The following is a 15,891-nucleotide window of genomic DNA, read 5'->3' as shown; positions in this document are numbered from 1 at the left end:
CAGCGGCATAGATAATTTATGGTTATGAACAAGCAGACGCTGATATGCCTTTAGAGGGACAAGACTTTACTAGGACTTAGCTATTTTTCCATATGTTCCACCACCACCGGATACAAGCGACAGTCGCCCCTCGCGTGAAAGCACAATTTGCTCTGCCAGCACTTTTCCGACGACTGCTGCTAACTCCTCCTGTGTAACCTCATGTAAAATATTCATTTCTGTTCCAAATGCAGCCAATAGCTGGTTCAGCTTGGCTTTGCCCAGACCTGGAATAAACTCCAGTGGAATCTGGTAAATGTACGGCGGACGATGGGACGGAATCATGGGTTGCTCACGGTCGGCAATGCTCCATATTCGATCCAACACACCTCGCACAAGCTTGGTATGACCACAGTCAGGGCAACGTTCATCCGCCATCTGTTGCTCGTCAATAATCGTACCGCAGCTTTGACAGTAAGAACGATGGTATTTGCCCAGTTTCGGATTTAATCCGTAATTGGCACGCACCCGTCGTCCTTCCCGCCGCTCCAAAGCCATTCTGAATTCATCAAAACACGGCTTTGCCAGTGATAATTTATTGTATTCTCGTCCGATTTTCCCAAGTGAATGGGCATCTGAATTTGTGAGAAAGCTGAAGCGATCCAGTTCCGAAATCAAACCGGCCATAGATGAATCTGCGCTCAGCCCCAGCTCCACCCCACTAATGAGCTCCATATCCAGCAGTTCCTCCATACGAGCCGCTGAACTGCCGTATATGCCCTTATGAGGAGTAAAGACGTGCGCAGGCACCATAATGCCTCCACGTCCGTAAACTTGCTGCTGCAACTCGCGTGGCGGTGCATAGATTCGTTGTGAGCTGAGATTAACATTTTTCATATGCCGGGCCAGCCATTGGGTAAAATCCTCCATCGCCGCCAGATCTGGAAAATAGGCCAGTACGTGCGCCTCAGGACGACCTTCAGCACGTATTTCCAGCTCCGTGCCAAGGAGAATGACCGTATCCCGGTATGCGATACCCCCGCCGCTGATTTCCTTCATTTCACCCGTATGTAAATAGGTACGAATATCCTCCTGTACATTAGGTGCATGGCAGTCAATGATACCGATCAGCCCAATTCCTTTGCGACCGGAGGCTTCCTTAGCTATGTTGGCAAAGGTCAGATCGCGGCTGCCACTAATTTTGACCGGATTTCCCTTCTCTGTCCTGCCAATATGAATATGCAAGTCTGCAAAGTAGTCGTTAAGTTCTACTATATTTTCATCCATACGCTTAGAAGCTCCCTGTAAGTTGGCGGAGTTGCCATGCATAGACGGCCAGAATCGTTTTAGCATCACTAATCCGTCCTTCACGAATGAGCGTCTGTGCTTCTTCCAGCGTCACCTCAAACAGCTCCAGAAATTCATCCTCATCCGGTTCCATCTCACCTAACTCCAGTTCTTCGGCCACATACAGATGAATGATTTCATCCGCAAAGCCAGGAGAGGTATAAAAGGAGTGCAGCAGCTTCAACGACTTAGCAGTATAACCTGTCTCTTCTCTCAGCTCACGCCCCGCTGCTTCCATCGGGTCTTCACCCCGCTCTAGCTTACCTGCAGGAATTTCTACCTCACAGCGCCCCATCGCCTGTCTGTACTGGTCCACGACCAGCATTTTCCCTTCATGTAGAGCCAAAACAGCCACCGCTCCTGGATGCTTTACGATTTCACGCTTGCCAGTGGAGCCGTCGGGAAGCTCTACCGTGTCTACCTGTAATGTAATGACCTTTCCCTCAAAGATAGGCTGTGTGGACACGGTCTTTTCCTCCAGCGCAGGATTGGAATAAGGCTTGCGATGTGCATCGTTTGTTGGATTGTTCAATTGTCCGTTCGTTTGCTCGTTCATCGGTAAGTTTCCTCCTTCATATCTATCTTTCTTTATTAATTATCACCAAAGTTAGTCTAACTTGTCCACTTTGTACATATGCTGGTGGTAGAATAACAAACTTCCTGTCCTGAGGAGATGCAGAAATGAAAAGCTACCGTACTGAAAGCACCCTCCATATCGTTGGTAAAGCCTGGCAGATTCAAGCACTCTTGCGTCAATGGCAAAAGGAACATGGACCTACAGCCACCATCGCTTCGCTAGCTGTTCCAAAAAAGGTTCAGGTCTAAAGACGAAGGAACGCTGTTCCTGTCTTTAACCTGAACCTTTTTTCAGTATGTTGCAAGTGTATAATACAAATTTATTTTGTGGTTTCTTGAATCAGAGCTACGACAACTTCAGCAACCTTCACCAGGTCATCGGCCTTAATCTTTTCCTCTGTTGTATGGATGTTCTGGTAGCCCACAGCCAAATTTACCGTTGGAATTCCAAGCCCGTTGAATACATTAGCATCTGAGCCACCACCGGAATGAAAGGTTGGCGTTGCCAGTCCCAGTCTTTGAATCGCACGCTGAGCAACCTGTACAACTTCATCATGCTCCGTAAAGCTGAATGCCGGATAGATGACTTCACTGCGGAACTCTCCCTGTGCACCAAATTCACGTGTGGTGGTTTCCAGTGCTTCACGCATATGCTGGATTTGATGATTAACCTTTTCTTGCACAATACTACGTGCCTCTGCACGGATCAATACAAAATCGCATACCACATTTGTCGCGCCGCCGCCCTCGAAACTGCCGATGTTAGCGGTCGTTTCCTTATCAATCCGTCCTAGTTTCATTTTAGAAATTGCTTTAGAAGCGACCTGAATGGCACTAATGCCATCTTCGGGATTTACCCCCGCATGAGCGGACTTCCCAGTTATCTTCATTTCAATACGTGCCTGCGTTGGGGCAGCTATACAAATAGAGCCGACCTCACCATTTGAATCCAAAGCATATCCGAAATCAGAATCTAGCACTTCCGGCTTCATCGCCCGTGCACCCATCAATCCAGATTCCTCGCCAGCCGTAATCACGAACTGGATTTGACCATGGGGAATATTCTGCTCGCGCACGACACGAATCGCCTCGAACAAAGCAGCAATTCCCGCCTTGTCGTCAGACCCCAGAATCGTTGAACCGTCACTACGAATCCAGCCATCCTCACCCAACTGTGGCTTAATGCCTTTACCCGGAGTAACGGTATCCATGTGGCAGGTAAAAAACAATTTGGGTGCTTGCTCCACACCTTCCGCTTTCCAGGTGACGATCAGATTGCCTGAACCATGTCCGGTTCTTTCACGAGAATCGTCTTCCATTACTTCCAGCCCGAGTGCATTAAACTTTTCTTTTAGAACACGTGATATTTCCTGCTCATTTTTCGTTTCGCTATCCACCTGTACGAGTTCCATAAATTCCTGTACGATTCGGTCTTTTACTACTTTTACTGTCATTAAACTTTCCTCTCTTTCCCGATTACGCTACAATACGGATAGATGTTCTTATCTATGACTTAAACCTATCCTAAAGGAGTTACACATGTCGAACAAAAAATGGGTTCGTTTTTTCGTCTACATTATGCTCGCAGCTATGATTGGTTCTACGCTGTTCATGGTAATTGAGCCGTTTATTATGCCACTATAATAAATTACCGCTCAAGGTATCCGGCTGCTCTAAGGCACTATTGAGGCCTCGAAGTGGACGAGCTGTTACGTAAAGCAAACAGGCGGGCTTCCGTGTAGATACTCAAGCCCGCCTTACTTTATTGGAAAGAATGCGTTTGCCATTGCGCAACAAATGAAAATTGCTGTTCAAAGTACGGTACAATTTCCTTCGCAATCTGCTCCACCGATATAGGCTTCTGTATGCAGTCCTCCAATGATGTCACACCGTATTCCTGAATTCCGCACGGGACAATGCCCTCAAAGCCCTCATGCTGTATCCCTGATTTGATGTTAAAGGCAAAGCCATGGCTGGTTACGAAGCCCCGACGGTGCTTACACTTGTTGAATTTGACGCCAATGGCCGCAATTTTAAGATTCCCGATCCATACCCCCGTATATTCAGGCTTACGGCTTCCCTCAACTCCATAAGATGCCAACAACCGGATGATCACTTCTTCCAGACTTCGAAGGTATCCGTGCAGATTCAGCGCCTCCCGGTTGCCGAGCATAAGTAGAGGATATCCGACAAGCTGCCCCGGCCCATGATATGTAATGTCTCCCCCCCGGTCAATCTGAAAGACGCTGATTCCCTGCTCCTTCAGTTGCTCTGGTGTGAGGAGCAAATGTTCAGGATGCCGCTGAGAACCAATCGTATAGGTCGGCGGATGCTGGAGAAGCATAAGCGTTTCTCTTGCCTCTCCTGCATCCAGCTTTCCCACGATCTCCTTCTGGACATCCCATGCATGGGCATATTCCATCCTATTCGTATAGGTTACATCAAGCGGTCGTCTGTTCACGGCCTGTCACTTCCTCTCCGTACATTTCCCCCACTGTTCGGATGATTAGTACAGCTTCGTATCTAAAGTGTAGCCTTCTAGATTTTCTTTAACCCGTTGCAAGAATCGTCCGCAAATCACTCCGTCCAAAATGCGATGATCCAGTGACAAGCACAAATTAGCCATCGAGCGGACCGCAATCATATCATCAATAACCACGGGTCTTTTGACAATGGATTCAAAGGTAAGAATTGCAGCCTGCGGATAATTAATCACCGGATAAGATAAAATTGAACCAAAGGAGCCTGTGTTGTTTACAGTGAACGTTCCGCCTTGCATGTCGTCCAGTTTGAGCGTGCCTTCCCGGGTTTTACGTGCCAAATCGTCAATTTCACGAGCTAATCCAGCAATATTTTTCTGATCCGCTTTTTTAATAACAGGGGTAAGAACGGAGTCCTCCGTACCTACGGCTAGCGAAATATTGATGTCTCTTTTGACGATAATTTTGTCCACTGCCCAGACCGAATTCATAATCGGATATTCCTTGATTGCATTCACGACTGCTTTCATAAGGAAAGCCAGATACGTAATGTTAATGCCTTCTTTTTGCTTAAATTCGTTTTTGATCTTGTTACGGAGCATCACCAGGTTGGTCACATCCACCTCAATCGTCGTCCAAGCATGTGGAATTTCGGAAACGCTTTGTCGCATATTGCGAGCAATTGCACTGCGAATGGGTGTAACATCAATAAAATACTCGGATCTGTTATTGTTGCCACCCTCAACTTCGATCACAGGGGCTTTTGGAGCCTCCGTCAAATGAATCCCACTGTTACGAACCGGAATAGCAGGGTCCATATTTTGAATCGGTGTACCTTGCCGAGTGGCAGACTGCTGTCTTCCTGCAAAAGGAGAGCCTTGTCCTGATGTCGTCGCAGTCGGCTGTCCAGATACTCCAGTAGGAGCAGAACCGCCCTGCTGCACATAATTCAGCACGTCTTTGCGGGTAATTCTTCCCCCCATGCCCGTGCCTGGTACTTGGCTTAAGTCCACATTATGCTCAGCAGCCAGGGTTTGCACCGCTGGGGAAAAACGTCCTCTCATGGACTGATCCGATCCAGCACTCTGCTGAGATTGTGTTTGTACGGTACTTTGAGATGCTGGTGCAACAGGTGTCGCCCCTGATGCCGCCGCAGGTGCAGCCGACTTCGTCTGGATACGGCAAATCAATTCTCCTACCGCTACTGTCTGACCTTCCTCTGCAAACAGATCACCCATAATGCCGTCCAACGTGGATGGGATTTCTGCATTCACTTTATCTGTAATAACCTCGCAAATCGGCTCGAATTGCTCTACCGTTTCACCAGGTTGTTTGAGCCATTTGGCAATTGTCGCCGATACGAGCGATTCTGCCAATTGTGGCATGGTCACGTCGTTCCATTGTGTTTGGTCTGACATTTTTTCAACTCCTTAACATCATAGGAGGGCGCGTTTTTCCGCTACCCCCGCTATACTTTTGGAATGCTTTCGTCCAATCTGCCCTATATTAATACATTGCAAGACGGCGCATGGCTTCCTTAACTTTATCCTTGTTTAACATATAAAACTTCTCCATCGGTGGACTGATCGGCATGGCTGGTACATCAGGAGCACATAGACGCTCAATCGGCGCATCCAGCTCGAACAGACACTCCTCATTAATAATAGCCGATACCTCGGCACCGATGCCGCCCGTTTTGTTGTCCTCATGCACGATTAATACCTTACCTGTATGTCGTGCAGCCTCAACAATGGCTTCGCGGTCCAGCGGTTGGAGTGTACGCAAATCCACAACATGCGCGGTAATACCTTCTTCCTTCTCCAATTCCTCAGCAGCCTGCATGACAAAATGCAAAGGCTGGCTATAACCGATGACCGTAATATCGTCACCCTCACGTAATAGATTAGCCTTGCCAATCGGAACGATATAATCATCCTCAGGCACTTCACCCTTGATCAGCTTGTAGGATTTTTTATTTTCAAAAAACAGCACCGGATCAGGGTCACGAATGGCTGCTTTTAGCAATCCTTTTGCGTCATAAGGGGTAAATGGAGCAACAATTTTCAAACCCGGCGTACCAAAAAAGATAGATTCTGGACACTGAGAGTGATACAAACCGCCAAAGATCCCACCACCGATTGGCGCGCGGATTACCACAGGACAGTTCCAATCGTTGTTAGAGCGGTAGCGGATTTTAGCAGCCTCACTAATAATCTGATTGGTCGCCGGAAGCATGAAGTCCGAATATTGCATTTCGGCAATCGGCTTCATCCCGTACATGGCCGCACCAATCGCAACCCCGGCAATAGCCGACTCAGCCAATGGCGTATCCATAACACGTTGCTCACCGAATTGGTCCATAAGCCCCTTTGTCGTTGTAAAGACACCGCCCTTCACCCCGACATCCTCACCTAATACAAAAACCGTTTCATCCTGCTCCATCTCTTCTTTCATGGCAAGACGAATCGCATCAATATATTCCATAATCGCCATCGTTACCGGCCCTCCCCATCGCTATCTGCATACACATGCAGCAGCGTATCTTCGGGCTTTGGAAAAGGCGCTTTATCTGCATATTCAATCGCTTCCTTGACTTCGAGCAGCAGCTCAGCCGACAGATCCGCATCCTTGGCCTCATCCCAAATGCCGCATTCGATCAAGTAGCTTTTCATACGGGCTACGCCATCCTTGGCCCAGTTCTCATCCACTTCCTCCTTGGTCCGGTAAGCCAGATCATTATCCGAGGTGGAGTGAGGAGACAGTCGGTACATCATGGCTTCGATCAGCGTAGGACCTTCACCGCGGACAGCACGTTCGCGTGCTTCCTTCACCGCCGCATATACCGCCAATGCATCATTACCATCGACTCGAATCCCTGGAAATCCATATCCCAAAGCACGGTCGCTTACCTTGCCTGCCAACTGTTTATGAATCGGAACCGATATCGCATATTGATTGTTCTCGCACATAATAATGACTGGCAGCTTTTGTACACCAGCAAAGTTACAGCCTTCGTGAAAATCTCCCTGATTGCTGGAGCCTTCTCCAAACGTAACAAACGATACAAAATCCTTTTTCTGCATTTTGGCAGCCAAAGCTACACCTACTGCATGCGGAACCTGTGTTGTTACTGGGCTGGAGCCTGTCACAATACGCAGCCGTTTACTACCAAAATGTCCTGGCATCTGGCGACCACCGCTATTGGGATCATCTGCCTTAGCAAATGCCGACAGCATCAGTTCGCGCGGCGTCATTCCTACCGCAAGCACGAATCCATAATCCCGATAATAGGGAAGAAAATAGTCCTTTTCCCGGTCAAGGCCGAAAGCTGCACCTACTTGTGCCGCCTCCTGTCCAATGCCGGAAACGTGGAAATTAATTTTCCCTGCCCGTTGCAGGAGCATGTTGCGCTCGTCAAATCTTCTTGCAAGCAACATATATCTGTACATATCAATAACTTGTCCGTGAGTAAGTCCTAGCTGTTCATGTCTGAAGCCAGCGTCTACAGCGCCTTTAGAACTCATTGAGGCACCTCCTTAAGTGTCAAACATCCTACTTCCAGTACCTAGTACCATCTTGTCTTAAAACCTGGTACTAAACTCTGACTAACCCCATTATAATCCTTTTCTCCCCAAAAAGAAAAGCACCGATTTATTTGAAACGTTTATATGCCAATCGCCTGTCCATCAACGGCCAGCATCGCTTCTCCCAAAATCTCCGACAACGTCGGATGCGGATGAATAAGCTGTCCGACTTCCCACGGCGTAGCATCCAGCAGTTGCGCAAGAGCCGCCTCGCTGATCAGGTCCGTCACATGCGTACCGATCATATGTACACCGAGAATATCATTGGTCTTCTCGTCGGCCACTACTTTGACGAAGCCGTCCCGACTGCCGTATACAAGCGATTTCCCGATAGCTTGAAAAGGGAACTTCCCTGTCTTCACCTGATGTCCACGCTCGCGGGCTTCTTGCTCCGTTAAGCCGACGCTTGCGGCTTCAGGACGTGTATAAATACACCGCGGAATCAGATGGTTAGGTACACTGTGAAAATCTTCGCCCGCCAGATGATGAACCGCCTGCAAACCTTCATGGCTCGCTGCATGCGCTAGTTGTAAGCCGCCGATGCAATCCCCAATGGCGTAAATATGTGGTTCATTCGTCTGCAAATATTCATTAACTGAGATAAAGCCACGCTCTACGCGGATATCCGTATTTTCCAGCCCTATATTTTCCACATTTGCCTGACGCCCTACAGAAATGAGCAGTTTGGAAGCGCTGAGGGTTTCGGTTTCTTCCCCTTTTTGCACGTCAATCTGCACACCTTCCTCATCTTTGCCGTATGTTTTAGCCAGCACTTGTGAACCCGTCAGCACCTTGACACCACGCTTGGTTAACAAGCGCTGCATTTCACGCGAAACGTCTTCGTCTTCCGTGGGAATAAGTCGATTCGCAGCTTCAACCACCGTAACCTCTACGCCAAAATCATTTAGCATGGAAGCCCACTCCACGCCAATAACACCACCGCCCACGATAATCAGGGATGCTGGCAGCTCCTCCATCGTTAACGCTTCGTCACTGCTCAGAATAAATTCGCCATCTGGCTCTAGTCCGGACAGCACACGCGGGCGTGATCCTGTTGCAATAATGAGATGTGCAGGAACAATCGTTTCCATCTCACCGTCTTCTAGTTCCACGGCAACTGCCCCGCTTTTTGGAGAAAATATAGACGGGCCAATCACGCGTCCCTTACCGCTCAGTACCGTAATTTTATTTTTACGCATCAAAAATTGAACGCCCTGATGCAGCTGTTCCACAACGGCTTCCTTACGTTCCTGAACCTTGGGAAATACAAGCTGTGCTCCCGATGTCTCGATACCGTATTGTGCACTTTCTTTAATCGTGGCATATACTTCCGCACTGCGTAGCAAGGCCTTACTCGGAATGCAACCACGGTGCAGACAGGTTCCGCCAAGCTTGTCCTTTTCGATGATAACCACTTCTTTGCCTAGCTGGGCGGCACGAATGGCTGCTACATACCCCCCGGTTCCTCCACCCAAAATAGCGACATCACAATGTATAGTCATGTTTCTCCTCCATTAACAATTGATTATATATAGCTTATTGTACTCTCTTTATTTCACTGTACAAAATATAGCGTTTAGGCATAGGCTACAAAAAAACTAACCCTTTAATCCAGAATCTTTCCATATCATTCATACAGTGCATCTCGTAACTTAGTAGACATCCTTGAACTTTGTGCTGATTTGGCTCGCAGCGCCTTGCGAAATGATTCATTTTGCTTGCGCAGAAAGTTCAGCTCTGTCTCCAGCTCAGTGATGAGTTCTAGAGCTTGCGGGCTGATCAGCCCTTGCTCCAGTAATGCTCCTTTTTTGGCACTATAATCCGTATTTTTTTCGTCCATGCCTTTCACTCTTCCCTTCATTCCACTACGCTTCACCATATCATGCCCGCGGCGGCAGAGCAATGACGACCACATTTACGTTTTAGGAATGGACATACAAAAACATGTCGAAAATCAATATATTTTCTCTAGTCTGTATACGGCTGGTTATGGTAATCTATAATGGCGTTTTCTTTCGGAGAAGAAGATTTACAGTGTTATGTACATGTTACAGAGAGGGGAATTCGCTTTGCCTACAGGACGAATTACGATTATTACAGGCCCCATGTTCAGTGAAAAATCCGGCGAATTGATTCGCCGCTGTCAAAAACTAATCCAATACGGGCATCGTAAAGTGGTAGCTTACAAACCCGCTGAAGATAACCGCTATGCTGAGGACGAAATAGTAAGCCGGATCGGATATCGGCTGCCCGCTATCTCTATCCCAAGAAAACTTACAGATGAGCTCGTTCAGCGTATTTTGCAAGAAACAAAAGATGCCGACGTGGTTGCCTTTGACGAAGTCCAGTTTTTCAGTCGTCATATTATGTCGCTTGTACAAGAGCTAGCTTATTGCGGCAAGCATGTAATTGCCGATGGGCTGAATCTGGATTATCGAGGCAAGGAGTTCGGCTATGTCGGTGGTCTGCTCGCCATGGCGGATGACATTGAGAAGCTGACTTCCTTTTGCGCTGTCTGCGGTAGCTCGGAAGCAGTATTTACGCAACGTATGGTAAATGGTAAACCTTCCACTGTGGGACCTATTGTGATGATCGGCGACTCTGAGGCTTATGAGCCTCGTTGTCGAAATTGCTTTATACCTCCTCATAAAGTGAACTGCGATTAGTGGACAGATAGCTCGACAAGCTGCAATATGCCTACGTGAGTACCAGTGACTTTTTTCTTGCATTTTTTTGGAACGAATCGAACCATTGCCCCGTATATCCGGTTAAGCTGTACAAGTTTTTAGTTTTCGTTTGTATATCATGACCATGAGATTATCTGGGGGGACGGAATAATGAGTTTTTTTAACAAAATCTTAGCAAGCGCAGGAATCGGTTCAGCTAAAGTCGATACGCTGGTGGATCAAGCTGTATATGTGCCTGGGGAAGAACTTAGTGGCATCATGCGCATCAAAGGCGGCAAAATTGATCAGGAAATCGGCAAAATTGACATCGAGCTCAAGACTGAATATATCGTGGAGCACGATGATAAAAAAACTACCAGCACCTGCTGCATTGCACGGATTAAGGTATCTGACGGCTTTCATCTAGAGCAAGGACAGGAGCTTGAAATTCCTTTTTCCTTCAGATTGCCATTGGAAACTCCTGTTACTCACGCCAAACAGCCCGTCTGGCTGGAAACAGCATTAGATATTGGCATGGCTTTGGACCCGACCGATCGTGATTCACTCAAAATCGAGCCACATCCCTATATGAATACAGTGTTTGAGGCGGTTCACCTGTTGGGCTTCCGATTCCGCTCCTCCACCTGCGAACGTCATCCTAAGCTGGGACGCGGCGTTCCGTACGTACAGGAATTTGAATTTACGCCCGGATCAGAATATGCACGTGATATCGAGGAGCTGGAGCTGGTTATGCAGTTGGAACCCGAGGGTGTGCACGTGCTTGTAGAAGTAGACCGCAGAGGCAAAGGGTTTTCTGGTTGGCTTGAGACTGCATTTGATATGGATGAGCGCCATGCCTGGTTGAGCTTAAGCCGGGAAGAGCTCTCCTATGGACCCGATCACATAGCGGATGCACTCGAGGAACTAATTGACAGACAAATTAGATAACAATGTAAAAATACAAACAAAAAACTCCTAACCAATTTACTACATCGGTTGGGAGTTTTTTATTAATTAAAAAAATTCTTTAATGATGGTCCTCAATCGTCTGTATAGACTAAAGTGGCAACATATCCTGTCTTTCCGCCTTATGCTTACACTCTTTGCATACCCCATACAACGACCCATTGTCATCCGCATAGAAGGTTAATTTATCTTCTTTTTTACAAAAGGAGCATTTTTGCTTGCCTGTGCCCTGGATAGAGTCAGACAGTCCAAACCCAGTTTGGGCCTGAATACCTGCTGCTTTTGCATTCGTGCGTGGACCGGAGGACACTTTAGACTTAGATTCATTACGGGTACGGGATTGTCGAGCGGACTTACGAGGACGAAATTCAACGACATTACTGTCCCGCTGTTCATTCACTTGTTTGTTGCTGCTGCGACTACGCCTTACTTTAACAATCCAACCCAATCCCACCAACAACACGCCCAAGAACACCCAAGTCAGACTATACCACATGCTCTCATCCCCGCCTTTGCTTTAGAATCAATTGGGTTAATACCACTAGCCCGTTCAATGCGATGACTTAGCCTATAGCTTTATTCATTGAAATATACCCGTGTATACAGCCTCTGTGCTGTTCATCTGATGGTCTCCATATAAAAATCGTACCCTCCCGTGCAACATCCGACTCGCCTCTAACTGAGCATATTAGGTAAATCATCTTTTCCTGAGAAGTACATTGACCCGTTTTACAAATTGTACATCATCCTTTTGAAAAACGATAATATCCCCTCTATAAAGATCGTTCTCCTTATCATAATGCTTATCTAGTGCCCAATGGTGAGAATAAAAATGGCCCAGATGGCTACATTACTTCCCTTGATAATAAAAATCAATGAATCTTTTCGTTAACGGATTAAACTTATCAAAGCGTTTGCGGTGCGGTAAAAAGCCTGACTTATGTACTTGTTCTGCTAGTGTTTCTACATGTTCAAATCGCTTGAAAAAGGGCAACGCGAAAGTGTAAATATCTTCAATAATCTCTTGGATCACCCGTTCTCTTTCAGCTTCTGTGGACACAAGGTAATCCCTGTTTTCCGTATATTTCTTGGTGAGAGCAATCAACTCACTGTGAAAACAAGCCCCAGTACTATACTTCTTTTTAATTTTTTTGGATTCTACGACAATATAAACTTTTAATGCACCATATTTAGTCGCACCAAAACTAATTTCAAATATAAATTCCTTGGTTTCTTTTTTCAAAACTTTTCTGCTTTTCAGATATTTAAAATCACTCAAAAATGGTGTAGCTATAATTTTGTCTATCGCTAACTGACGTAGTTCACTTGCTTTAAGTTCAGTCTTATTATCCATCATGTCACTCCAACCCAAAGAATTTCACACCATTATATCATATCGTTCCAATTACAGGCTCCTCATATCTCCACCCTTTAATCACAATATATTAATAAAAAAAACAGAAAAAAGCCGCTCACAATAGAGCAGCTAGTTCCTCTTAAACATAAAAAGCAGTATACGAATTATACTTTGAATTTACCAATTTGCCCTTGCAGGTCTTCCGCCATTTGGGACAGATTTCTTGCAGAAGAAGCAATTTCCTCCATAGATGCCAGCTGTTCCTGAGTTGCGGCAGATACGTGTTGTGTCCCTGCTGCGGCTTCTTCAGCAATCGCTGAAATTTGTCTGACAAAACCAACAATCTCATCCGTACTTGCAGACATTTGTTCTGATCCGGCAGAAACCTCTTCAATTTCACTGGCCACTTTATTTACAGTTTCCTGAATTAGTTCAAAGGATGCGCCTGCATTTTGGACAACTTCACGACCTGTCATGACATCCTTCCCGTTGGACGCTACCGCCTCAATAGCATGGGTAGTATCCTTTTGAATCAATCCCACAAGCTCCGTAATTTGTTGAGCAGAATGAGCCGATTGTTCAGCCAACTTGCGAACTTCGCCTGCAACTACAGCAAATCCGCGACCATGTTCTCCTGCACGGGCCGCTTCAATCGCAGCGTTCAAGGCAAGAAGGTTGGTCTGACTAGAAATATTGGTGATAACATCAATGATCTTGCCAATTTCGTCTGAGCGCTCTCCCAATCCAGCCATGAGATCTGCCAATCCATTCATCGAATCATTTACGGCATTCATCTGCGTAACTGCCTGTTGAATCATCTGGTTACCTTCAGCCGATTTATGGGCCGCATCTTGCGCAGATGCGAATACATTTTGCGCGCGGATGGCGATTTGCTCAACACCGATAGACATTTCCTCAATAGCTTGGGACGATTTCGTCACCATATCTACCTGGTCTCCTGTTCCAGTAGCTACTTCTTGCACCGTTTCGGTTATTTGTGCAGAAGCTTGGCTATTTTGCTCTGCGCTGGCCGTCAATTCTTCTGAGGAAGTGGTTACCAGCTCAGTCGTCTTACTCACAGATTGAATCAGTTCACGAAGGTTCTCAACCATGACATTAAAGGAATGTGCCAACGTACTGATCTCATCCTTGCCCTTCACAATGATAGCTTCACTTGTAAGATCACCCGATGCGATACTTTCAGCAGCACGACTGATTCGCAAGATAGGTTTAGATATAATTTGGGCTATGATGATTGCCATGATCAATGCTAATATAACGGCTGCTATACTCAAAACGATGACCAGTTGTCTACCTGAAATAAAGTTGTCAACAGCTTCTTTCGTAGTCTGTTTAGATCCATCTGCATTCAATTTAATGAGCTGACTGATCATATCGTTTGAACTATACCATAACTTATAGGACTCTTGATGAAGGATGCTTGATTGAGTGTAATCATTAGCTTTCCCCGCTTCAATCATTTCTGGCAACTTAGCCAAATACTCCGTATAATTTTTGGAGAATTCTTCATACATTTCGCGTTCTTTAGGGGTAGCAATTAATTTTTCGTATATTTTTCGATCGTCCTCAACCTTTTTTAAAACCTTATCATATTCAGCCTGAACCTTCTCCATTTCTTCTGGGTCACGTTCTACAATAATGTTTAATGAGATCCGCTCTACATCAGATATATCACCATTTAGTGTTCCCAGGATAGTCACACTTGGCATCCAATGGCTATCTATTTCCATCGAAGTGTCGCCTAAATTTTTCATTTTTGAGATAGATGTTGTACTAATGACAATCAATAATATTATTACTGCAAGAAAACCCAATATCAATTTTGTTCGAATGTTAAATTTCATATATTCGCTCCTCAGTTCTCTTTATATTAGATACTATATCGACAACAAACGACACATTGTTTATATCAAATTTAAAGAGAATTTCAGAACTGTTTACAAAAGGGAAATTTTTCTTCGTGATGGTTGGTGCAACTGATTCAGGTTTATTTTATAACCTCGTGAGAGCATTATGTTTTATAATCCCCAACAATTGTACCGTCATATAGGGAGGGAGATGCTGAAAATCTTTATTCACTTATTCCATCAAACTTAAAAAAAGGATACCCAAAAACGGGTATCCCTTTATGTTTTACTTCCTAGCATTCACCATAAATCGTTCTGAATTTGTCCTTATTCCTAATTCGGTTTGATTGTCCGAAATAAATTGTTGGAGTATTTGAAAATCAATTTCTTCTTCTCCGAAGTTGGGAATAATTGGTGTGTGTTTCAAGAGAAATATTAAGTCTGCAGGAGTCTGATAATATTCGGTTGCATTGAATTCAAATGACTGTATGTCCTTAAAGCCCGCGTCACTTAATTCGGTAATATATTGAGCTTTTAACGAGTCTTTCTTAGCACCCCATGCCTGTCCTCTTCCAAACGCTTCTTTAATATTTAATTTGTCGTTTTCACTTACTTGCTGTGTCAGGAACATACCACCCTTTACTAACACCTTTGCTATTTCTTTTGCATAAAAGCATGAATGTCTAGAAGAGATTACATTAAAGAAATTCTCAGGAAAATTTAGATTTTCGGCATCCATCTGGAGAAAACGAACATTTGCTATGTCTGATTCAGCAGAATTCTTGGTTGCTGTTTCAATCATTCCAGTGGAATGGTCAATCCCAACTAGAAGTAATGCAGAATCTGCTATTGATAAAATTGCTTCCCCGCCGCCAGTACCGATGTCAAGCAATATATCCGACTTCTTGCATGTCTTCGCTACTTTATTGTAGAAGTCCCATTTTACTCCTTCGGAGATACATTTCACATGGCTGAAATTCCAGCCGTTGATTTTTCCAATTTTATTATAAAACTCTTTATACTCTATTGAATTCATTTTCTTTCCACCTTCCAATTAAGGATAAATAC

17 protein-coding genes are annotated in these 15,891 nt (G+C 45.4%); 4 read left to right on the top strand and 13 right to left on the bottom strand.

The window, feature by feature from the left end:
* Positions 1 to 69: 69 nt before the first annotated feature.
* Together NLX74_RS07840 and NLX74_RS07835 are read right to left on the bottom strand one after the other, a co-directional pair.
* The gene (locus NLX74_RS07840) at positions 70 to 1,266 is read right to left on the bottom strand and encodes an endonuclease Q family protein (protein ID WP_039270983.1); all 1,197 of its coding nucleotides are present in this window, start codon (positions 1,264 to 1,266) and stop codon (positions 70 to 72) included.
* A 4-nt stretch (positions 1,267 to 1,270) separates the two neighbouring features.
* Complete coding sequence (locus NLX74_RS07835) at positions 1,271 to 1,882, bottom strand: NUDIX domain-containing protein (protein WP_061829249.1); 612 nt, start codon at positions 1,880 to 1,882, stop codon at positions 1,271 to 1,273.
* Between the two features lie 125 nt (positions 1,883 to 2,007).
* On the opposite strand from NLX74_RS07835, the gene mciZ reads away from it, so the two are divergent.
* Positions 2,008 to 2,151, top strand: a complete 144-nt coding sequence (gene mciZ / locus NLX74_RS07830) for a Z-ring formation inhibitor MciZ (RefSeq protein WP_076159536.1) — start codon at positions 2,008 to 2,010, stop codon at positions 2,149 to 2,151.
* A 71-nt stretch (positions 2,152 to 2,222) separates the two neighbouring features.
* Here mciZ and NLX74_RS07825 read toward each other — a convergent pair whose 3' ends face one another.
* Positions 2,223 to 3,356: a tripeptidase T gene (locus NLX74_RS07825; protein ID WP_039270980.1), complete on the bottom strand. Its 1,134-nt coding sequence runs from the start codon at positions 3,354 to 3,356 to the stop codon at positions 2,223 to 2,225.
* An 85-nt stretch (positions 3,357 to 3,441) separates the two neighbouring features.
* On the opposite strand from NLX74_RS07825, the gene prli42 reads away from it, so the two are divergent.
* A complete protein-coding gene (gene prli42 / locus NLX74_RS07820) occupies positions 3,442 to 3,546 on the top strand; it encodes a stressosome-associated protein Prli42 (protein ID WP_023989226.1) in 105 nt (34 codons plus the stop codon).
* Positions 3,547 to 3,664: 118 nt separating this feature from the next.
* Here prli42 and lipB read toward each other — a convergent pair whose 3' ends face one another.
* The 6 genes from lipB to NLX74_RS07790 all read right to left on the bottom strand — a co-directional run bounded on the left by lipB (position 3,665) and on the right by NLX74_RS07790 (position 9,827).
* Positions 3,665 to 4,363 (bottom strand): lipoyl(octanoyl) transferase LipB, encoded by a 699-nt coding sequence (gene lipB, locus NLX74_RS07815; protein ID WP_039270978.1) that lies wholly within the window; start codon positions 4,361 to 4,363, stop codon positions 3,665 to 3,667.
* Positions 4,364 to 4,408: 45 nt separating this feature from the next.
* Positions 4,409 to 5,800, bottom strand: coding sequence for a dihydrolipoamide acetyltransferase family protein (locus tag NLX74_RS07810; protein ID WP_254328389.1), 1,392 nt, complete (start codon positions 5,798 to 5,800; stop codon positions 4,409 to 4,411).
* Positions 5,801 to 5,888: 88 nt separating this feature from the next.
* Positions 5,889 to 6,875: an alpha-ketoacid dehydrogenase subunit beta gene (locus NLX74_RS07805; RefSeq protein ID WP_039270974.1), complete on the bottom strand. Its 987-nt coding sequence runs from the start codon at positions 6,873 to 6,875 to the stop codon at positions 5,889 to 5,891.
* A gap of 2 nt (positions 6,876 to 6,877) precedes the next feature.
* Positions 6,878 to 7,906 (bottom strand): thiamine pyrophosphate-dependent dehydrogenase E1 component subunit alpha, encoded by a 1,029-nt coding sequence (locus tag NLX74_RS07800; RefSeq protein ID WP_025723034.1) that lies wholly within the window; start codon positions 7,904 to 7,906, stop codon positions 6,878 to 6,880.
* Between the two features lie 140 nt (positions 7,907 to 8,046).
* Positions 8,047 to 9,468: a dihydrolipoyl dehydrogenase gene (gene lpdA, locus NLX74_RS07795; RefSeq protein WP_254328388.1), complete on the bottom strand. Its 1,422-nt coding sequence runs from the start codon at positions 9,466 to 9,468 to the stop codon at positions 8,047 to 8,049.
* A 125-nt stretch (positions 9,469 to 9,593) separates the two neighbouring features.
* On the bottom strand, positions 9,594 to 9,827 hold the full coding sequence (locus NLX74_RS07790) for a hypothetical protein (RefSeq protein WP_069289844.1): 234 nt from the start codon (positions 9,825 to 9,827) through the stop codon (positions 9,594 to 9,596).
* Positions 9,828 to 10,035: 208 nt separating this feature from the next.
* Here NLX74_RS07790 and NLX74_RS07785 point away from each other — a divergent pair, with 208 nt between their 5' ends.
* Both NLX74_RS07785 and NLX74_RS07780 read left to right on the top strand, forming a co-directional pair.
* Positions 10,036 to 10,632, top strand: a complete 597-nt coding sequence (locus tag NLX74_RS07785) for a thymidine kinase (RefSeq protein ID WP_023989232.1) — start codon at positions 10,036 to 10,038, stop codon at positions 10,630 to 10,632.
* Positions 10,633 to 10,803: 171 nt separating this feature from the next.
* Positions 10,804 to 11,580 (top strand): sporulation protein, encoded by a 777-nt coding sequence (locus NLX74_RS07780; RefSeq protein ID WP_254328387.1) that lies wholly within the window; start codon positions 10,804 to 10,806, stop codon positions 11,578 to 11,580.
* Positions 11,581 to 11,689: 109 nt separating this feature from the next.
* Here the strand turns inward: NLX74_RS07780 and NLX74_RS07775 are convergent, their stop codons facing one another.
* The 4 genes from NLX74_RS07775 to NLX74_RS07760 form a co-directional block, all read right to left on the bottom strand.
* A complete protein-coding gene (locus NLX74_RS07775; protein WP_235309559.1) occupies positions 11,690 to 12,094 on the bottom strand; it encodes a hypothetical protein in 405 nt (134 codons plus the stop codon).
* A gap of 354 nt (positions 12,095 to 12,448) precedes the next feature.
* The gene (locus tag NLX74_RS07770) at positions 12,449 to 12,955 is read right to left on the bottom strand and encodes a hypothetical protein (protein ID WP_254328386.1); all 507 of its coding nucleotides are present in this window, start codon (positions 12,953 to 12,955) and stop codon (positions 12,449 to 12,451) included.
* A 164-nt stretch (positions 12,956 to 13,119) separates the two neighbouring features.
* Entirely contained in the window at positions 13,120 to 14,820 is a 1,701-nt protein-coding gene (locus NLX74_RS07765) for a methyl-accepting chemotaxis protein (protein WP_061829254.1), read from the bottom strand.
* A gap of 289 nt (positions 14,821 to 15,109) precedes the next feature.
* A complete protein-coding gene (locus NLX74_RS07760) occupies positions 15,110 to 15,859 on the bottom strand; it encodes a class I SAM-dependent methyltransferase (protein ID WP_254328385.1) in 750 nt (249 codons plus the stop codon).
* Positions 15,860 to 15,891 lie beyond the last annotated feature (32 nt).

It is taken from the genome of Paenibacillus sp. MZ03-122A (assembly GCF_024213325.1).
Lineage (GTDB): Bacteria > Bacillota > Bacilli > Paenibacillales > Paenibacillaceae > Paenibacillus > Paenibacillus polymyxa_B.
This window is presented reverse-complemented; position numbering and strand designations above follow the sequence as displayed.